Below are 15,434 nucleotides of genomic sequence, written 5' to 3'. Positions count from 1 at the left end.
GGGGATAGGAATTAAGGGTTTTTGCAATGGGAAAAGACGATGGCCTCACCGGCATCTCGGCCGTGACCGCCGCCCATTTCTGCCCCCTCCGCCTCTACCTCGATAGGCAGGAAGAGCACGAAGAGCCGCCGCGCTACGCCGTCTGCAAACAGGTCTCCTACCACCTCGGTATGGGCCCCCTCGACCCGCCGGCCGTCTGGGCCGAGATCGCCGCCGTCCTCCCGTACGCCGGCGAGGCCGAACACGCCCTCTTCGCCCAGTGCATCGAGGCCTGCACAGATGTGGAATGGATCCCCTTCTCGGACACCGACGTCCCGGTCTCCTCTCCCACCCTCGGGATCAGGGGCACCGTCGACAAGGCCGACCCGGCCCTTCCCGGTTTTGCGATCACCCGGTCGAGCGAAGCGCCGGTCGCCGGGGTCCACGGGGCAGACCGTCTGCGCATTGCCTGCTACGCCGCCTGCGTCCGGGAGACGCTCGGCATCGACGTCCCCGGCGGGTGGGTGGAATACGTCCCGTCAGGCGTCATCCGCTTCTGCACGCCCGGCCCCCGCGACCGGCGTGCGATGCTCAGGGCGATCGCCGCTGCAAAAGAAGTGGAGGCGGGAACGATCCCGGGAAAACCCCTCAACCCGCCGTGCGCCCGCTGCCCGCACGGGGAGCGCTGCTCTCCCGGGCCGCGGCGTCTTTCAGACCTGCTCTAACAGCGTCTTCGAGACGATATACTCGCCCCGCGCCTCGCGGGTCGTGCCCACGATGAGCCATTGCGTATCGCCGTGCTCCTCGAGCACCCCGACCGCCTCGATCGTCTCGCCGGCCAGCGCCTGCCCTGAATAGGTGTGGGTGAACGAGATCACCCGCGAGACCGTCTCGTGCTCCACCTCGTAGACCGCCGGGGAATCGAACGACTGGGAGGCGTCGGTCACCAGGGCCTCAATCCGGCCCCGCCCGATCTCCCGCCCCCGCCCTGCTGGCGCCGAGGCCAGGGCGTCGTAGTCCCGCGTATAGAGCAGGTCGAAATAGGTGTCGCCGAACTCGCCCCGGTTCCACTTCCGCGCCTCGTGGAGCACGAACGTATCAAACGAGATCTCCGGGACCCGCTTCTCGTAGACCTTCCGCCACATCTCCTCGGACATCGCGGGCAGGGTCCCGGTCTGAACAAGGCGTGCAAGCTGCGCCTGCGCCGAGAACCACGCCCCTCCGTAGACGACCAGGTCGATATCTGAAGCGGCGTTCTCCACGCCGATCAGCCGCGACCCCGTGCATCCCACCTTCCCTGCCGGCAGGTCGAAGAGGGAGAGGAGACGGCGCACTCTCGGGTCACGGGAGGCGATCCAGTCCATCCTCTCCTCGGGCTTGTAGACCCGGGCGATCCGGTCCGCCGGCACCCGGTGGAGGTGATCGAGGTACTCGGGCCGGTGCTCCCTGATGTACTCATATGCCGGCTCGAAATCGAGTTTCGTATACCGCCGCCCCTCGGGATCCACCCGTTCTCCTGCAGGGTCCGGGACGTAGCGGAGCACGCACCCGGCCCGCTCGGTGTTGTCATAGGCAGAGACGGCGAAGATCAACCCCCCGTCGTCCTCGATAAAATCGCGCAACCTGATCGGCATCATGGCATCTCCGCAAGAAACCCGGCGACCTCCTCGATCTCTGCCCCCACCCTGAGCACCTGCCGGTGCACCAGGTCCACCACCGTGCTCGGCGTCCCCGGGAGGTGCCCGCCGTCGATGAGCAGGTCGTGCGGGACATGGACATCGTTGACGGTCACCGGGTCGGGCCCGCCGTGGACGTTCGCCGAGGTCGCCGTGATCGGGGCGTCGAGTTCCCTGATGATCGCAAGGGCGACCGGGTGGTCAGGGAAACGGATCCCGACAAGGCCCGTCCCCCCGGTGAGGATCTCGGGCAGGCATGACTTCGCCCGCAGCACGACCGTCACCGGGCCCGGCAGGAACCGGTCGATGAAGGCGTCGGCCGCCCGGTCCACGACGGCGATCGCCGAGAGCATCTCGCAATCCGAGACCGCCACCGAGACCGGCATCGCGCGCGGCCGCATCTTCGCCTCGTACACCCGTTCGATGGCGTATTCCGAGAGGGCGTCGGCCCCGAGGCCGTAGATCGTGTCGGTGGGGTAGACCACAAGCCCGTCGCGCCTGAGCACCTGCACCGCTTTATGGATGATCGCTGTGTCCATTAGAACTCCTGACCGCGGACGCGGTTGATATCGAAGACCGCACGTTTCGAGACGTGCATCACGGCAAAAACGCCTGCCTGGATCGGGTCGGTGACCACGAGGTCGGCGTGCTTCGGGACACTGCCGGCCATCTTCAGGGCGATGACCGGGATCCCGGCCGCACGGACCCGCTCGACCGCCTCGGTGATCGCCCCGCCCATGATCGATCCCGCCAGCACCAGGATCGACGCCCTCGGCAGGCGGGCGACGGCGTCCACCGCCTCGGAGAGATCTTTCTCGCCGACGAGCGGGATCGTGTCCACCGAGATCCGTTCGCCCCTGATATTGTGGCGGTCGGCCTCGTTCACCGCACCGAGGGCCACCTGGGCGACCTGGGCGCCGCCGCCGATGATGATCACCCGCGACCCGAAGATCCGGGAGAAGGTGTCGTTCGTCGAGACGTGGCGGACGGTCGGGATGCTGAGGAGGTCGGCGAGCGCCCGCCCGATCCCGCCGGCGCACTCCACCTCGAAGTAGAAGAGGGCGTCCCCGGCATGGGCGCCCGAGGGCATGATCGACTGCTGCACGGTCACCACGTTCACGGCGTTCGCCGCCATCACCGCGGCGATATCCCGCAGCACGCCGGGCTGGTTCTCTGCGATGATGCTGAGCGCATACAGTTCGAGGATATTGAGGCTCTGCAGGTGTTCTGGCTCTTCCATGCGCGTGCAGAGGCGGGGCGTCCGACCCCCGCCCCCTCCTATCTGTACGGTGAATATTGACCGCGGAACAACTTAAGGTGTGTGGTGGGAGACCGTCCATTTCCGGGCAGAATTGCGCACGGCGCACGTAGTTGCCCGGCAGGCCCCGGGGGGCGAGGGCCGCCCACCGGCTGCCTCTGCTCCCTGCAGGTGTGTCTGCCCCGGGACAACCCTTATCCCGGAGCATGAGGAGATGGGGGTATGTTCGATATCGTCGGCGCCGAGAAAAGGGTGAACGGGATCGAGGTGACCTACCGGAAAGACGGCGAGTTAAGGCTCAGGGACTTCGCCCTGGACGAACTGGTCGCCATGGGCGTCAACCCCCTCGACCTGCTTGCCGACCCGGGCGCCTTTGTGATCGACCCGGAAAAGCACCTGGTCTGCGAACGCTTCCTCTGAATCACCCGGCGTTCCCCGGCACCCACCTGGTCCCCCCGCCCTTTTCAAACTCCTTCTTCCAGATGGGGAGGCGTCGCTTGATCTCTTCCAGGATATATTCGCAGGCAGCAAACGCCTCCCGCCGGTGACCGGCGCCGACGATGATCAGGAGGATGTTCTCCCCCACCTGCAGGGGCCCGATCCGGTGGACGATCGCCACCGAAGCGATCTCGTGGGCGGCAAACGCCTCGTTGCGGATCGCTTCGAGTTCCTGCACCGCCGCCTCCCGGTAGGCCTCCAGCTCGATCCGCTCGATCTCGTCGTCCCGCACCACGCCGAGGAAGGTGACCAGGGCGCCCATCGACGGGTCTTTCGCCCGCTCGATCATCTCGTTTATGTTGAAATCGTCATGCCTGACATCTATCATGGTCTCACCTCTTCGTGCAGGTGCCCGCATGCAGGGCACCCCGCCTGCCGCTCCACCGGGATCGTCTCCATCGTGGACCTCGCCCCGTCCCAGAGCAGGAGACGCCCGGCGAGGAGGTCGCCGCTGCCGGTGAGGTACTTGATCGTCTCGTTCGCCTGCACGAGCCCGATCACGCCGGCGGTGGTCCCGAGGGCCGGGAAGGTCTCGTCCGGCGGGGGGACGGGGAAGAGGCAGCGGAGGCACGGCGTCCTCCCCGGGATGACCGTCGTCGCCTGCCCGAAGAACCCGGAGATCCCGCCGTGGACCAGGGGTATCCCGCGCTCGACCGCCGCACCGTTGAGGAGGTAGCGGGTCTCGAAGTTGTCCATGGCATCCACGATCACATCGGCGCCGGCGGCGAGGCCGGCGACGGTGGCGGCGTCGATGACGGTCCGGATTGCCTCCACGGCGATCTCCGGGTTGAGGGCGGCGAGTTTCTCGGCCGCCGAGACGACCTTCGGGCGCCCGAGGTCGGGCGTCCCGTGGAGCACCTGCCTGTTCAGGTTGGAGAGGTCGACGGTGTCCCTGTCGGCCAGGCGGATCCGGCCGACGCCGGCGGCGGCGAGGTAGAGGGCGATCGGGCACCCGAGGCCGCCGGTCCCGGCGATAAAGACCGTCGCCCTCTTCAACCGCTCCTGCCCCTCCTCGCCGAAGATCATCGTCTGCCGGCGGTAGCGCTCGCCTTCGCTCTCGTTCAGCACCGCCGATCGCCTCCTTTCGCGGCAACGACGAGCGCCTTCATCCGCCGTGCCGCCCCGACTGGGTCCTCCTGCCCGACGACCGCCGAGATGACGGCGATCCCGTCGGCCCCGGCCCTGACCACCTCGCCGACGTTCGCCGGGCCGATCCCGCCGATCGCGATCAACGGGGCCGGGACTGCCGCTCTGACCGCCCGCAGGGTATCGAGGCCGCGGCCGGGCCCGGCGTCGGCCTTCGACCCGGTGGCGAAGGTGGGGCTGAGGGCGACGTAGTCGGCCCCGCCCTCGACGGCAAGGGCGGCTTCGGCGGCGTTTCCGACTGAAACACCCAGGATGAAGTCGGAGGGGACGATCGAGCGCGCCGCCCCCACCGGGAGGTCGCCCTGCCCGAGGTGGACACCGTCGGCCCCGGCGGCGAGGGCGACCTCCAGGTGGTCGTTGACGATGAAGAGGGCGCCGGCCGCATGGACGACCCTCCGCACCTCGCGGGCCGTGGCGAGGAGGTCGCGGGGGGCGAGCGCCTTGTCCCGCAGCTGGACCACATCAGCCCCGCCCTCGACGGCCAGGCTGGCCTGTTCTGGATGAGAACGGCCGCGGCCGATCCCGGCGTCGGTGATCACGTAGAGGTCATACCCCATGGCGTGCCCTCACCCGCGCCCCGGCCGCCAGGTCTGCCAGCTTCATGGCAGAGAGTTCGTCGAAGAGGGCCGTCCTGAAGGAGTACGGCCCGCGGGCCTGCGCCGCCGCCCGTTCGCCGGCAAGCCCGAAGGCGGCGAGGGCCGAGGCCGAGGAGAGGAGGCGATCGCCCTCCACCGCCGCAAACGCCCCGGTGACCGAGGCGGCCATGCACCCGGTGCCCGAGAGGCGGTCCATCATCGGGTTCCCGTTCTCGACCAGGAGGACGCGCCTCCCGTCGGTGACGACGTCGGTCGCCCCGGTCATCGAGACCACCGTCCCGGTGGCGAGGGCGCAGGCGACCGCCGCGTCCACGGCGTCGCCGACGATCCCGCAGGAGTCCACGCCCCGCACCGTCCCGCCGGTGCCGGCGAGAACGCCGATCTCCCCGGCGTTCCCCTTCAGGACGGCGACCTGTACCTCCTGGAGGATCCTTAGCACGGCGTCGGTGCGCATCCGGGTCGCCCCGGCGCCGACCGGGTCCAGGACCACCGGGACGCCGCACTCGTTCGCCCGCCGCCCGGCAAGGATCATCGACGCCACCTGGGCCGTCGAGAGCGTCCCGATGTTCAGGACGAGCGCTCCCGCCACCGCCGCCATCTCGGCCGACTCCTCGGGGGCTTCGGCCATCACCGGCGCCGCCCCGGCGCAGAGCGTGATGTTGGCGCAGTCGTTGATCGTCACGGTGTTGGTGATGTGGTGCACGAGCGGGCGCCTCGACCGCACCTGCTCAAGGATCTCCGCACAGATTCTTCCGTCCATGATATGCTCCATGAAATCTCCGGGTGTCGCCGGGTGGGGCGCACCTCCTCCCGTAGTTCTACGACTTCCTGGAATTGAGGGCTTCCGGTCCGGGCACGAGGCAGGGCGTTGCCTGTCCGTCCTCCCTCCTCAGCCCCCGGCGACCGGGGGGAAGAGGGCGACCTCGTCTCCGGCCGCGAGGGTCAGCGCCGGGACGTCGGCGTGGTTCACCCGCTTCCTGTTCAGCATCAGGACCACGTGCCCGTTCAGGGCGCCGCCGCCGTCGAAGAGCGCCCGGTGCGCCGCCCCGGACTCTTCGCCGAGCACCTGGAGGAGGGTGGAGAGGGCGGCCCCTTCCGGGACCTCAAGCGTGCGCTCGGCGCCGAATATCTCCCGCATCCAGGCAAATGCCCTGACCTGTACGATCATGCTCTCCCTCTCCCCGGTGAAGTTAACAATTGTTAACTCCCCGGTCTTATCTCTCTTTGCAACCGGATACGAAAAAAAAGTCGGGGGGAGAATTACGCCCGCCGCACCCTGAGGGCGACGAGGACGCCGCCAAGGAGGAGGGCGAGGGCCGGGAGCAGGGGGGAGGCTGCCGCCTCGGGCGCCGGTGTTGCCTGGACGAGGTCGGCCTGCACCGGCGTCGTCGCCCCGGCGTTCACCTGGGCGGTGCCGGTCCAGTCCCCGTAGCCGGCATAGGTGATCCTGACGGGGTACGATCCCGGCGCGAGGTCGGGCACCGTCAGCGGTGTCAGTCCATAGGGCTGGTTGTTGAAGTACACCGTCGCTCCGGTGGGTGTCGAGGTGAAGGAGACCGACCCCGTGCCGCCGGCGTTGAGCACGGCGTCGAGGGTCGCCGTCCCTCCGGCGGCGACCGTCACGGTCGTGTCATAGTCCCCGTAGCCGCCGAGGGCGAGGTGGATGGTGTGCTGGCCGGCGGCGATGCCGTTGACGAGCAGGCGGTTGCCCGCCGGCGTCTGGCCATAGTAGACGCCGTCGACCGAGACCGAGGCGCTCGCCGGGGTGGAGGCGATGGAGATGGCGCCGGTGGGGGGCTGTGCGCTCGGGGTCAGCGTCTCTGAGATGGAGGTGACCTTCCCGACATAGACGGTGGCCCGGCCGCTCCACTCCTCGTAGCCGGGGGCGTTGAGTTCGACGACATGGGAGCCGGGGTCGAGGCCGCCGATCGTGGCGGGGGCCGGGCCCTTATAGACGCCGTCGAGGGTGATGTAGGCGCCTTTCGGGACGCTGGAGATGGAGAGCGTGCCGTATTGCTGGACCTGTTTTAAGACGGCGTCGACGTAGGTGATCCTGCCGGAGACGATCTCCTCCTGAGCGGTCCAGGTCCCGTAGCCCGGATAGTCGATCGAGACCTGGTAGGTGCCGGCGGCAAGCCCGGTGACGGTGTGCGGGGTGGTGCCGTAATAGACGCCGTTGATCCTGATGTTCGCACCGCCCGGCGTGGAGGAGAGGCCCATGCTCCCGGTCTGCGGCGTGTTCGGGTTGAGGGTGAGGTAGACGGCGGCATGGTGGCCCGCGGCCGGGACGGCCGGGAGTGGTTCCTGCGCCGTCGTGTATCCGGCCTTCGTGGCGGTCACGGTGCCGGGCGGGGTGCCGGTGCTTGCCCAGGCGACGGTAAGGATGCCCTGGGCGGTGGTGCCCTGGTATTTCCCGTCGAAGGAGACGGCGGCGCCGTCGATATTGGTGTGGATGTCGAACCAGCCCGTGCCGCCGCCTATGATGGCCTGGGTGGCCGAGGTCGTCACCGCCTGCGTGACCGCGGTCGTCGGGGCCTTTGTCGGGGTGGCGGTCGTGGTTGGAACGGCGGTGGTTGCCGTCGTCGTCGGGGCTGCGGTTGTCATGGTCGGTTCGGCCATGGTGACGTTCGTCGTGGTATCGGCGAGGGCCGATACGCACAGCAGGGAGAGGGCGAGGAGGAGGATCAGCCACGGGAGTGGCCTTTGTGCACGTTCCATGCTATTTCTGGAGATGTTTGGGGGAAAAAATCTACCGAAACAGAAATCCTGGATCTTTTTGAAGAAGGTTTCACGGATCCAGGCGCTGGCGATGATCATGGTGCTCTGCCTGTTTATCGATTCAACGAACTCCGCAAGGAGTCCCCTGACTTCAGGCCGGGGAGGAATTGCGGTTCACAAGCACAACGGTAAATACTGTTGATTGAAATAGGCCCTTATGCTCGCCGCAAAGACCATCATCCTCAAGATGGACTGTCCTGACCCCGATCGTCTCGACCGGACGGTATGGACGTACACCGAGGGGATGAACTATGTCTCTGCGGTCGTGCACAACCTCGGGAAACCAAAGGGTTCTGCCGCCCTCCAGAAGATCGTCTATTCCGCTCTCCGGGAAAAGATCGGTCTCAAGTCCCAGATGTCCTTCAATGTCGTCAGGCAGGTCACGGGAACCTACCGGACACTTCAGGAGCAGGTCAGGGCGAAAAAGACGGTGTGGCAACAGATCATGTACGCTCCCACCTCCATGACCTTCTCCTTCGGGCGGGACTTCTCCCTCGACGGAGACGATATCGGTCTTACAACCCTCAACGGCCGGAGAAAGTATCGGTTCTTCCGATACCCTCACATGGAGCAGTATCTCGATGGAACATGGAAATTCGGAGCGTCAAAACTGGTGAAGCACCTGGATGGCACATACTACTTCCATCTTTGTTGTGAACGAGAGACCGAGACCCGTGAGGTCACGAAGTCTTCTACCTTCATGGGGGTGGATCTCGGCCAGAACTTCCTTGCGGTTACATCGACGACCGACAGGAAATGTCGGTTCTTCTGTGGCGGGAAAGCCAAGGACCTCCGAAATGTCTATTCTACCATGCGGAAACGGTTACCGTCTAAGGGCACCCGGTCGGCAAAGAGGATGCTGAAGCATCTTTCTGGCCGGGAGAGACGGCTGATGACTGATATGAACCACCGCGTCTCAAAGGAGATCGTTTCTTTTGCCGTTCAGAACAACGTGGATGTGATCGGGCTGGAGGATCTCTCCGGGATCGGGGATCGGACAAAGATCTCAAAGAGGCGGCGATACACCCATCATTCCTGGGCGTTCTTTGAACTCCAGACGTTCATCGAGTACAAGGCACGAGAGAAGGGTATATCGACGATCTATCTCGATCCGGCCTATACCTCGCAGACCTGTCCCCGGTGCAACCATATCAGCAAGAACAATCGGAATGGACGGTCGTTTGTCTGCGAATGTTGTGGGCATTCGCTCCATGCCGATCTGATCGGTGCTCAAAACATCGAATCCAGAGCACGCACCTACAGGTATACCCTGGAGGTGCAGGGGTGCAGTCAGCCACCCATACGAGAACTATCGACACGATAGAGTCTCAAGCCCCGGCCTTCAGGCCGGGGTAGTTGACTAACTGAGTTCCGGCTGAGGAGAGATCTGAAACGGTCCGGCGAGACGGTCATCAGCCAGACCAAGAAGCAGACGCAACGGCCCACGATGAAATGGACGTTTTTCTGTTTCGGAGAGTGAGGGAGTTTGTGATGGTCGAGGATGGGAGGAGGGTCAAGCGGGTGACGAACCTGAATGAGGAGTTGAGGAAGATTTTGAGGCTGCTGGTGAGGGCGCATGAAAATGACTACTCATGAAAAAAGTGGTGCGAAATGTCGGTTGAATCGTTTCGTTTTTCGTGTATTCGAAGATATTCTGGGTTGGTACAGCGATACCGGGGTATTTATAAGAAGAAAAAAAGATAAATAGAACGGGCCAAACGCGTAAGCGAGGTAATGGTATGCCAACGAGTAAGAAACAATTGGAGAAGCTGAAAAAAGTGCAGAAGGCCAAGGCAGAAGAGCTCTCGCAGCAGGCGGCTGCAGGGAGCGATGCCGCCAAGAAGAAGCTCAAGAAGCTTGAGAAAAAGCTCAAGTGAGCCGCCAGGAATTTCCCACTATTTTGGCGTTGTCGAACTCCTTTTCTGTGATGCCGGCTGGCAGGGAGTGATCCCTCTCTTCAGATCTTCCCGCTCTTTCTTTCCCGGCAATCCTGAGCGGTGGTCCGGGTGCGCACGTCCCCCCCGCGAGCCTGGTGGGGAAGGCAGTTGATCCGCTCCCGCCTTGACCTGAGACCTATCACCCTGACGGCGTACGGGGATTTCGATAAAGCCGTTTTTTCAAGCGGGTGCCCCGAGATGCGGGCAGTATAGCAGAACCGTGAACGCGCACCGAGAACAGTGGTATTTTTTGGGATATCTATTACCCCGTAGAAGTGCGATAGCCGGGATTCGAACCCGAGTTAGAGGCTTGGGAAGCCACTGTCCTACCACTAGACTACTATCGCAGGTACCAGATCATATTCCCCTTCCTCGCTATTAAAGGTTAATCCTCAGCCCGCCGCAGCACCAGGGTGATCGCCGCACCATCCCCGGGTCTGCCCGGCACGCGGTCCCCGGCCGTGATGCTCCCGCCGTAGCGCTCGGCGAGGGTCCGGCAGATCCAGAGCCCGAGCCCCTTGCCCGAGACCCGCGGGGCGTTCCGCACAAACCGCCCGAAGACGTTCTCCTTCTGGTCGTCCGGGATGCCGGGGCCGTTGTCGGCCACGGTCACCGCAACGGTGTCGTCCTCCTTCGCCACCGCAATCCAGACGGTCACCTCAGGCCCCCCGAACTTCCCGGCATTCCCGATCAGGTTCGTGAACACCTCGGAGAGGAGGTCGTCGGCCATCACAACGGCATCCGTCCCCGCGTACCTGATATCGAGTTCGGAGAACCGGGAGATCTCGCCTCTGATGACGGCGTCCAGCGGCACCGGCTCGACCCTCGTCGCCCGCTGGCTCAGGGAGCGGTAGGTCGAGACGTTCATGATGATCTCGATGCTCTGCCTGACCCCGGAGAGCACCTTCTTCGCCATCAGGTGCTCCTTCCCGGCGAGCCTGGGCAGGAGCAGGCTGCAGTAGCCCGCCGCCACCGTGTTGGCGTTGTTGATGTCGTGCATCATGATATCCAGGTAGAGGTTGGCGTCGGCGTTCGCCCGCTCCAGCCCTTCGCTGAACCGCGCCCGCAGCACCGCCCCCCCGATCGCCCGCCCCGAGGTCTCCAGGAACTCCCGCTCCCCGGTCGTGAAGACGTGCTCCCTTCGCGTCGCCATGTTCAGGGTGCCGGGGATCTCGTCCCCGACCTTCAGCGGGATCGAGGCGCAGGACGCAAAATTTTCCCTGATATGCGGCGGGACCCCTTCAGGCCGGTCTGACGAATACTGCGGTTCTGAGGGGACTGCCAGCCGCCTGATCTCGTATGGCGCCTCCATATCGGCCGGCCAGCGCTGGCTGACGCGGACGCCGACATCTCCCTCCCCCTCGAAGAGGTAGATCGCCCCGGCCTCAAAGTCCATGAGGTCCAGCACTTTTGCCAGGGCGGCGTCCAGACGCTCGGGGAGCGGCAGAAGCGACGAAGTGATCGCCGAGACCTCCGCAAAGGCGGCGAGTTCGCGGTTTCTGGCGGCAATCTCCCGCTCAGCCTCCTTCAGGGGGGTGATGTCCATCACCGAGACCACGCTCAGGTCGGTCTCCGGGATCATGGCGGCGGTCACCAGGGCGTCGCGCTCCTTCCCATCGGCGTCCCTGACTGTTCCCTCGTATATCGGCGGCAGGTTGTCTGCACCGTTGCGGCGCATCTGGTGGTACTGCCCGCTGAGATCGTGTACCGGCCCGGAGAAGATGGTCGCCCAGGCGCTCCGGCCGACGATATCAGCGGGGTCGTAGCCGAAATGCCTGAACCGCGCGTTGGCGTGGGTGACCGTGCCGTCGCCGTCCAGGATCATCGTCGCCGTCCCGGTCGCCTCGAAGACCGTGCGGTAGAGGGCCTCCGAGCGCTTCAGGTCGTCGGAATATTGTTTCCTCCTGACCAGCCCCCACATCCCGGTCATCAGCAGGGAGAACTGGCGGGCGTCGTCCTCGTCATAGGGGGCGGCCTTGTTGATCACCCCGGCCACCGCCACGATCCGTTCTCCCTCGAAGACCGGGACGCTTAAAAACCGCCTGATCGCCGGGTGGCCCGGCGGGGTGCCCTTCTTCAACGGCAAGGGGGCGGCGTAGTCGTTGAGGATCACCGTGCGGCGCTGCCGCACCGGTTCACCCCAGAGCCCGGTCTCGGCGAGAGGATACGCGGTCTTCGGGTGGTCCACCCGGCAGGCCGCAACCGCCCGGTCCGACCAGGACTGGATCGTGAGCGTCCGCTCCTCCGGGTCCAGGAAGGCGAAATACCCGTGCTCGCTCCCGGTCATCGATACGGCGCAGGAAAGGGCGTAGTCGGTGATCGCCTTTAAGGGGGCGTCGTACATCCGGTCCAGCCTCAGCAGGGCTTCGAGACGCTGTTCGTTCAGCCGGATCGCCGTCTCAGCCGCCTTTCTCCCGGTGATATCCTTCCCGTAGAGATTGACGTAGTCCTCGCCCTCGATCGGGAAGACCGTGATCAGGAAGATCCCGTCGCCGACCTGGACTTCGAGTTCGACCTGGTCGCCGGTGGCCGTCGCCTCCGCGGCGGCGCGGGAGAGTGCCGCCCGTGTTTCACTCTTCTCCCCGGGCGCTTCGGCCCCGATGACCGCCATCGCCGCCTCGTTTGCATAGAGGATCTGCCCTCCCCGTCCGATCCTGAGGACCGGGTCAGGGCTCTCCCCGGCGAGCCTGGCAAGGGCGTTCATCGTCCGTTCGTCCTCTTTCTGCCGGGAGATGTCCAGGAGGGTGCAGACCGCCCGCTCTTCGGGGAGCGAACCCGAGACGATCCTGACCCAGCGGACGCCGCCGCCCCGCGTCGTGAGCGCCGCTTCGAGGACGTCGAGGTCCTGCCCGGCCTTCAGCGCCTCTGCCGTCCCTTCGGCCGTTGCGGGATCGGCAAACAGGGAGACGAAAGAGCGCCCCACGACCTCGGACGGCGCAAACCCGATCATCTCTGCCGCCGTCAGGTTCAGGTCCAGAACGGCGAGCGACCGCTGATCGACGATGATGTATCCGCCGCCGGCGTGCTGGAAGATGCCGGGATAGTCGCGGGCAAGGGCGCTCACGTGGGACGAGAGCGCCGCGAGCACCATGGCGACGGCGACCATCACACCGGCGCGGGCGACCGCTTCGGGGAATACCGGGAAGGCGAACCCGGTTAACCATCCAAGGATCGGGATATACGCCGCGGTAATGGCGACCACCACCGCAAGCCCGCGCCAGCGGTACCAGACGACCGCCAGGATGATCGGGATATAGAGGATCTGGGCGACAACGGCAGTAACTCCGGCTGCGGCCGCCATTGTGGTCGCCGCCAGCGTTCCCACTCCGGCGACGGCCAGGACGGGAATCTGCCAGCGCTCCGGGAGGCGGAGCGAGGGAAAGGGGGGTATCATGGGGGTATGCTTATGGGGCATACTTTCGGGAGGGAAATTAAAGGTTTCGCTTTTGTTCTGCCGTCAACCTTAAGAACGAGGAGCGAGATTTATATATAGCACTTTTATGTGCTGGCCGATGTAAGTCCGACGTGCCGTTCCGGCACGGCCCGAAGTGGCTCGGGATTACAGGGAAGTCAGTAGCAGTACTGCTCTTTTCTGGACTTACTCTGTCATATGAGGTAGAATATGGCACGAATGCATGCACGGCGGAGAGGCAAGTCCGGCTCAGTCGCACCGTACCGCACCGAGGCACCGGAATGGACCGGCATCTCGGCGGACGAGGCAGAGAAGGTTGTTGTCGATCTCCGTAAAAAAGGCAAATCCAGCAGCGAGATCGGGTTCGTCCTGAGAGACAAGTACGGCATTCCCGACGTGAAACTCGTGGCCGGGAAGAAGATCGGCGAGATCCTCAGCCAGAACGGACTCGAGCAGGAGATCCCCGAGGACCTCAGGAACCTCATCGCAAAGGCGCTCGGCATGCGCAAGCACCTTGCTGAAAACAAAAAGGATCTCCACAACAAGCGCCAGCTCCAGCTCACCGAGTCGAAGGTGCGCCGCCTGGTGAAGTATTACCGGTCGAGCGGCAAGCTCGCGAAGGACTGGACCTACAAGCCGGAGACTGCCGAGATTCTCCTCTCCAGATAAGTCATGTCCATTCAGGCCGCTGCCGAACGGGTTGCCGCGCAGATCCTCGCCACCGATTTTGTCGAGGTCTACGCCCACCACGACGCCGACGGGATCGCCGCGGCGGCGATCCTCTGTCAGGCGATGCTCCGCGCCGGCCGCAGGTTCAGACTGCGGGTGAGGCCGGGCATCGGGACAGAGGATATCGTCCACCCGGATTCGACCCTGCTCTGCGATTTCGGCGCCGGCCTTGCCGATCTGCCCGGGACCGTGATGGTCGTCGACCACCACGTCCCGCACTTCGAGGGGCCCTTCCACGTGAACCCCCGCCTGGCCGGGATCGACGGCGAGCAGGAACTCACGGCGTCAGGAACTGCCTACCTGGTGGCGCAGGAGATGGGGGACAACCGCGACCTTGCAGGGCTCGCCCTGCTCGGGGTCTTCGGGGACGGCCAGAAATTTTCCGGGATGAACCTGGAGATCCTCAACGAAGGGATCGCAAACGGCTTTGTCGTCCCGGAGAGAGGGTTCGCCCTCCCGGGCGGTTCGGTCCGCGAAGCCCTCATGACGGCCGTCACCCCGTATATCCCCGGTATCAGCGGGGACGCGGATAAGATCACCCGCATCCTTGAGCAGGCGGCCGGGGAGGAGGCGATCGCAACCGATCTCCTCCTCTCCCTCCTGGTGCTTGAGGCAGGAGAAGAGGCGGCGCCGTCCGTCTTTTCGCGCCTGTACGGCGGGCGCTACCGGCTCGAGCGCGAGGTGATCGACGACGCCCGCACCCTTGCGGCCGTCATCGACGGCTGCGGCCAGCAGGGCCGCGGCGGCCTTGCCGCTGCGGTCTGCCTGCGCTCTCCAGACCTCGTCACCGAGGCTGAGGAGGTTGCCGGGGCCTACCGGGCGCGGGTGCTCGCCGCCGTCATGGCGGCGGAGCGGGTCGAGGAGACCGGGCGGATCTACCGGGTCGCGGACGCCGGGGCGGCGAGCGGCGTTGCCGATTGCCTGGCAAACGACGTCAGGCAGGCGGCGCCGGTGGCCGTGGTCGCGGAGAACGGCACCTGCTGGCAGGTCTCGGTGCGCTGTCCTCCCGGGGTCGATCTCGATCTCGAGGCCCTGCTCCGCCGCCTGGCGGCAGAGGTTGGGGGGTCAGGCGGCGGCCACCGGAGCCGCGCCGGCGCCCGGATCCCCCTGGACCGGATCGACGAGTTCGAGGAAGGTTTTCTCAGGGGGATCGCCGCATGATCGGGATTATAGGGCTGATCCGCACGGAGAGCGCCTCTGCGACGTGTGTCGCCGGCTCACTCGCCCCGGACAACCTCCCTGGCATGGCGACCGCCGCCGAGGGCGGTACGGTCGTCTTTGCGATCGAGGGGGCCGCCCTGCGGACGGTAACCGCAACGGTGGACGATTACCTGATGAACCTCGCAATGGCAGAAGAGATGTGCTCGCTTTGCCGAGCGGGCGGCCTGAACGATATGACGCATCTGGCAGGATGACCTGAGCAGA

17 protein-coding genes, 1 tRNA gene and 1 pseudogene are annotated in these 15,434 nt (G+C 65.3%); 8 read left to right on the top strand and 11 right to left on the bottom strand.

The window, feature by feature from the left end; translation table 11 throughout:
• The first annotated feature begins 26 nt into the window (after positions 1-26).
• Complete coding sequence (locus HWN36_RS07435) at positions 27-704, top strand: CRISPR-associated protein Cas4 (RefSeq protein ID WP_176788771.1); 678 nt, start codon at positions 27-29, stop codon at positions 702-704.
• Here the strand turns inward: HWN36_RS07435 and HWN36_RS07430 are convergent.
• The 3 genes from HWN36_RS07430 to HWN36_RS07420 are packed head-to-tail and all read right to left on the bottom strand — an operon-like array spanning position 690 to position 2,895.
• Positions 690-1,616: a DNA polymerase subunit beta gene (locus HWN36_RS07430; RefSeq protein WP_176788770.1), complete on the bottom strand. Its 927-nt coding sequence runs from the start codon at positions 1,614-1,616 to the stop codon at positions 690-692. The two genes, HWN36_RS07435 and HWN36_RS07430, sit on opposite strands and share 15 nt — an antisense overlap.
• Complete coding sequence (locus HWN36_RS07425; RefSeq protein WP_176788769.1) at positions 1,613-2,194, bottom strand: L-threonylcarbamoyladenylate synthase; 582 nt, start codon at positions 2,192-2,194, stop codon at positions 1,613-1,615. The genes HWN36_RS07430 and HWN36_RS07425 overlap by 4 nt, the downstream gene beginning before the upstream one ends.
• Positions 2,194-2,895, bottom strand: a complete 702-nt coding sequence (locus HWN36_RS07420; RefSeq protein ID WP_176788768.1) for a DUF5612 domain-containing protein — start codon at positions 2,893-2,895, stop codon at positions 2,194-2,196. Before HWN36_RS07420 ends, HWN36_RS07425 begins: the two co-directional genes overlap by 1 nt.
• A gap of 240 nt (positions 2,896-3,135) precedes the next feature.
• Between HWN36_RS07420 and HWN36_RS07415 the strand changes: the two genes are divergently transcribed.
• On the top strand, positions 3,136-3,333 hold the full coding sequence (locus HWN36_RS07415) for a hypothetical protein (protein WP_176788767.1): 198 nt from the start codon (positions 3,136-3,138) through the stop codon (positions 3,331-3,333).
• 1 nt (position 3,334) lies between these two features.
• Here the strand turns inward: HWN36_RS07415 and HWN36_RS07410 are convergent, their stop codons facing one another.
• The 6 genes from HWN36_RS07410 to HWN36_RS07385 all read right to left on the bottom strand — a co-directional run bounded on the left by HWN36_RS07410 (position 3,335) and on the right by HWN36_RS07385 (position 7,871).
• Positions 3,335-3,739 (bottom strand): molybdenum cofactor biosynthesis protein MoaE, encoded by a 405-nt coding sequence (locus HWN36_RS07410; RefSeq protein WP_176788766.1) that lies wholly within the window; start codon positions 3,737-3,739, stop codon positions 3,335-3,337.
• Positions 3,736-4,479, bottom strand: coding sequence for a ThiF family adenylyltransferase (locus HWN36_RS07405; RefSeq protein WP_176788765.1), 744 nt, complete (start codon positions 4,477-4,479; stop codon positions 3,736-3,738). The genes HWN36_RS07410 and HWN36_RS07405 overlap by 4 nt, the downstream gene beginning before the upstream one ends.
• Positions 4,473-5,114, bottom strand: a complete 642-nt coding sequence (thiE, locus tag HWN36_RS07400) for a thiamine phosphate synthase (RefSeq protein WP_176788764.1) — start codon at positions 5,112-5,114, stop codon at positions 4,473-4,475. The genes HWN36_RS07405 and thiE overlap by 7 nt, the downstream gene beginning before the upstream one ends.
• Positions 5,104-5,913 carry a hydroxyethylthiazole kinase gene (gene thiM, locus HWN36_RS07395; protein ID WP_246269869.1) on the bottom strand — a complete coding sequence of 270 codons (810 nt, stop codon included), beginning with the start codon at positions 5,911-5,913 and terminating at the stop codon, positions 5,104-5,106. The genes thiE and thiM overlap by 11 nt, the downstream gene beginning before the upstream one ends.
• A gap of 129 nt (positions 5,914-6,042) precedes the next feature.
• The gene (locus HWN36_RS07390) at positions 6,043-6,321 is read right to left on the bottom strand and encodes a MoaD/ThiS family protein (RefSeq protein ID WP_176788762.1); all 279 of its coding nucleotides are present in this window, start codon (positions 6,319-6,321) and stop codon (positions 6,043-6,045) included.
• A 92-nt stretch (positions 6,322-6,413) separates the two neighbouring features.
• Positions 6,414-7,871, bottom strand: a complete 1,458-nt coding sequence (locus HWN36_RS07385) for a PEGA domain-containing protein (RefSeq protein ID WP_176788761.1) — start codon at positions 7,869-7,871, stop codon at positions 6,414-6,416.
• 217 nt (positions 7,872-8,088) lie between these two features.
• Between HWN36_RS07385 and HWN36_RS07380 the strand changes: the two genes are divergently transcribed.
• From HWN36_RS07380 to HWN36_RS07375, 3 genes and pseudogenes are all read left to right on the top strand, one after another.
• Positions 8,089-9,255: an RNA-guided endonuclease TnpB family protein gene (locus tag HWN36_RS07380; RefSeq protein WP_176788760.1), complete on the top strand. Its 1,167-nt coding sequence runs from the start codon at positions 8,089-8,091 to the stop codon at positions 9,253-9,255.
• 36 nt (positions 9,256-9,291) lie between these two features.
• Positions 9,292-9,527, top strand: a pseudogene (locus HWN36_RS12350) (IS1634 family transposase); the annotation flags it as partial.
• 143 nt (positions 9,528-9,670) lie between these two features.
• On the top strand, positions 9,671-9,808 hold the full coding sequence (locus HWN36_RS07375; RefSeq protein ID WP_176788759.1) for a hypothetical protein: 138 nt from the start codon (positions 9,671-9,673) through the stop codon (positions 9,806-9,808).
• Positions 9,809-10,144: 336 nt separating this feature from the next.
• Here the strand turns inward: HWN36_RS07375 and HWN36_RS07370 are convergent.
• Together HWN36_RS07370 and HWN36_RS07365 are read right to left on the bottom strand one after the other, a co-directional pair.
• Positions 10,145-10,215 (bottom strand) — tRNA-Gly (locus HWN36_RS07370).
• A 38-nt stretch (positions 10,216-10,253) separates the two neighbouring features.
• Positions 10,254-13,262, bottom strand: coding sequence for a GAF domain-containing protein (locus HWN36_RS07365; protein WP_176788758.1), 3,009 nt, complete (start codon positions 13,260-13,262; stop codon positions 10,254-10,256).
• 228 nt (positions 13,263-13,490) lie between these two features.
• On the opposite strand from HWN36_RS07365, the gene HWN36_RS07360 reads away from it, so the two are divergent.
• The 3 genes from HWN36_RS07360 to HWN36_RS07350 are packed head-to-tail and all read left to right on the top strand — an operon-like array spanning position 13,491 to position 15,424.
• Positions 13,491-13,949, top strand: coding sequence for a 30S ribosomal protein S15 (locus HWN36_RS07360; protein WP_176788757.1), 459 nt, complete (start codon positions 13,491-13,493; stop codon positions 13,947-13,949).
• A gap of 3 nt (positions 13,950-13,952) precedes the next feature.
• The gene (locus tag HWN36_RS07355; RefSeq protein WP_176788756.1) at positions 13,953-15,170 is read left to right on the top strand and encodes a DHH family phosphoesterase; all 1,218 of its coding nucleotides are present in this window, start codon (positions 13,953-13,955) and stop codon (positions 15,168-15,170) included.
• On the top strand, positions 15,167-15,424 hold the full coding sequence (locus HWN36_RS07350; protein WP_176788755.1) for a KEOPS complex subunit Pcc1: 258 nt from the start codon (positions 15,167-15,169) through the stop codon (positions 15,422-15,424). Before HWN36_RS07355 ends, HWN36_RS07350 begins: the two co-directional genes overlap by 4 nt.
• Positions 15,425-15,434 lie beyond the last annotated feature (10 nt).

It is taken from the genome of Methanofollis tationis, from assembly GCF_013377755.1.
GTDB classification, from domain to species: Archaea; Halobacteriota; Methanomicrobia; order Methanomicrobiales; family Methanofollaceae; genus Methanofollis; species Methanofollis tationis.
This window is presented reverse-complemented; position numbering and strand designations above follow the sequence as displayed.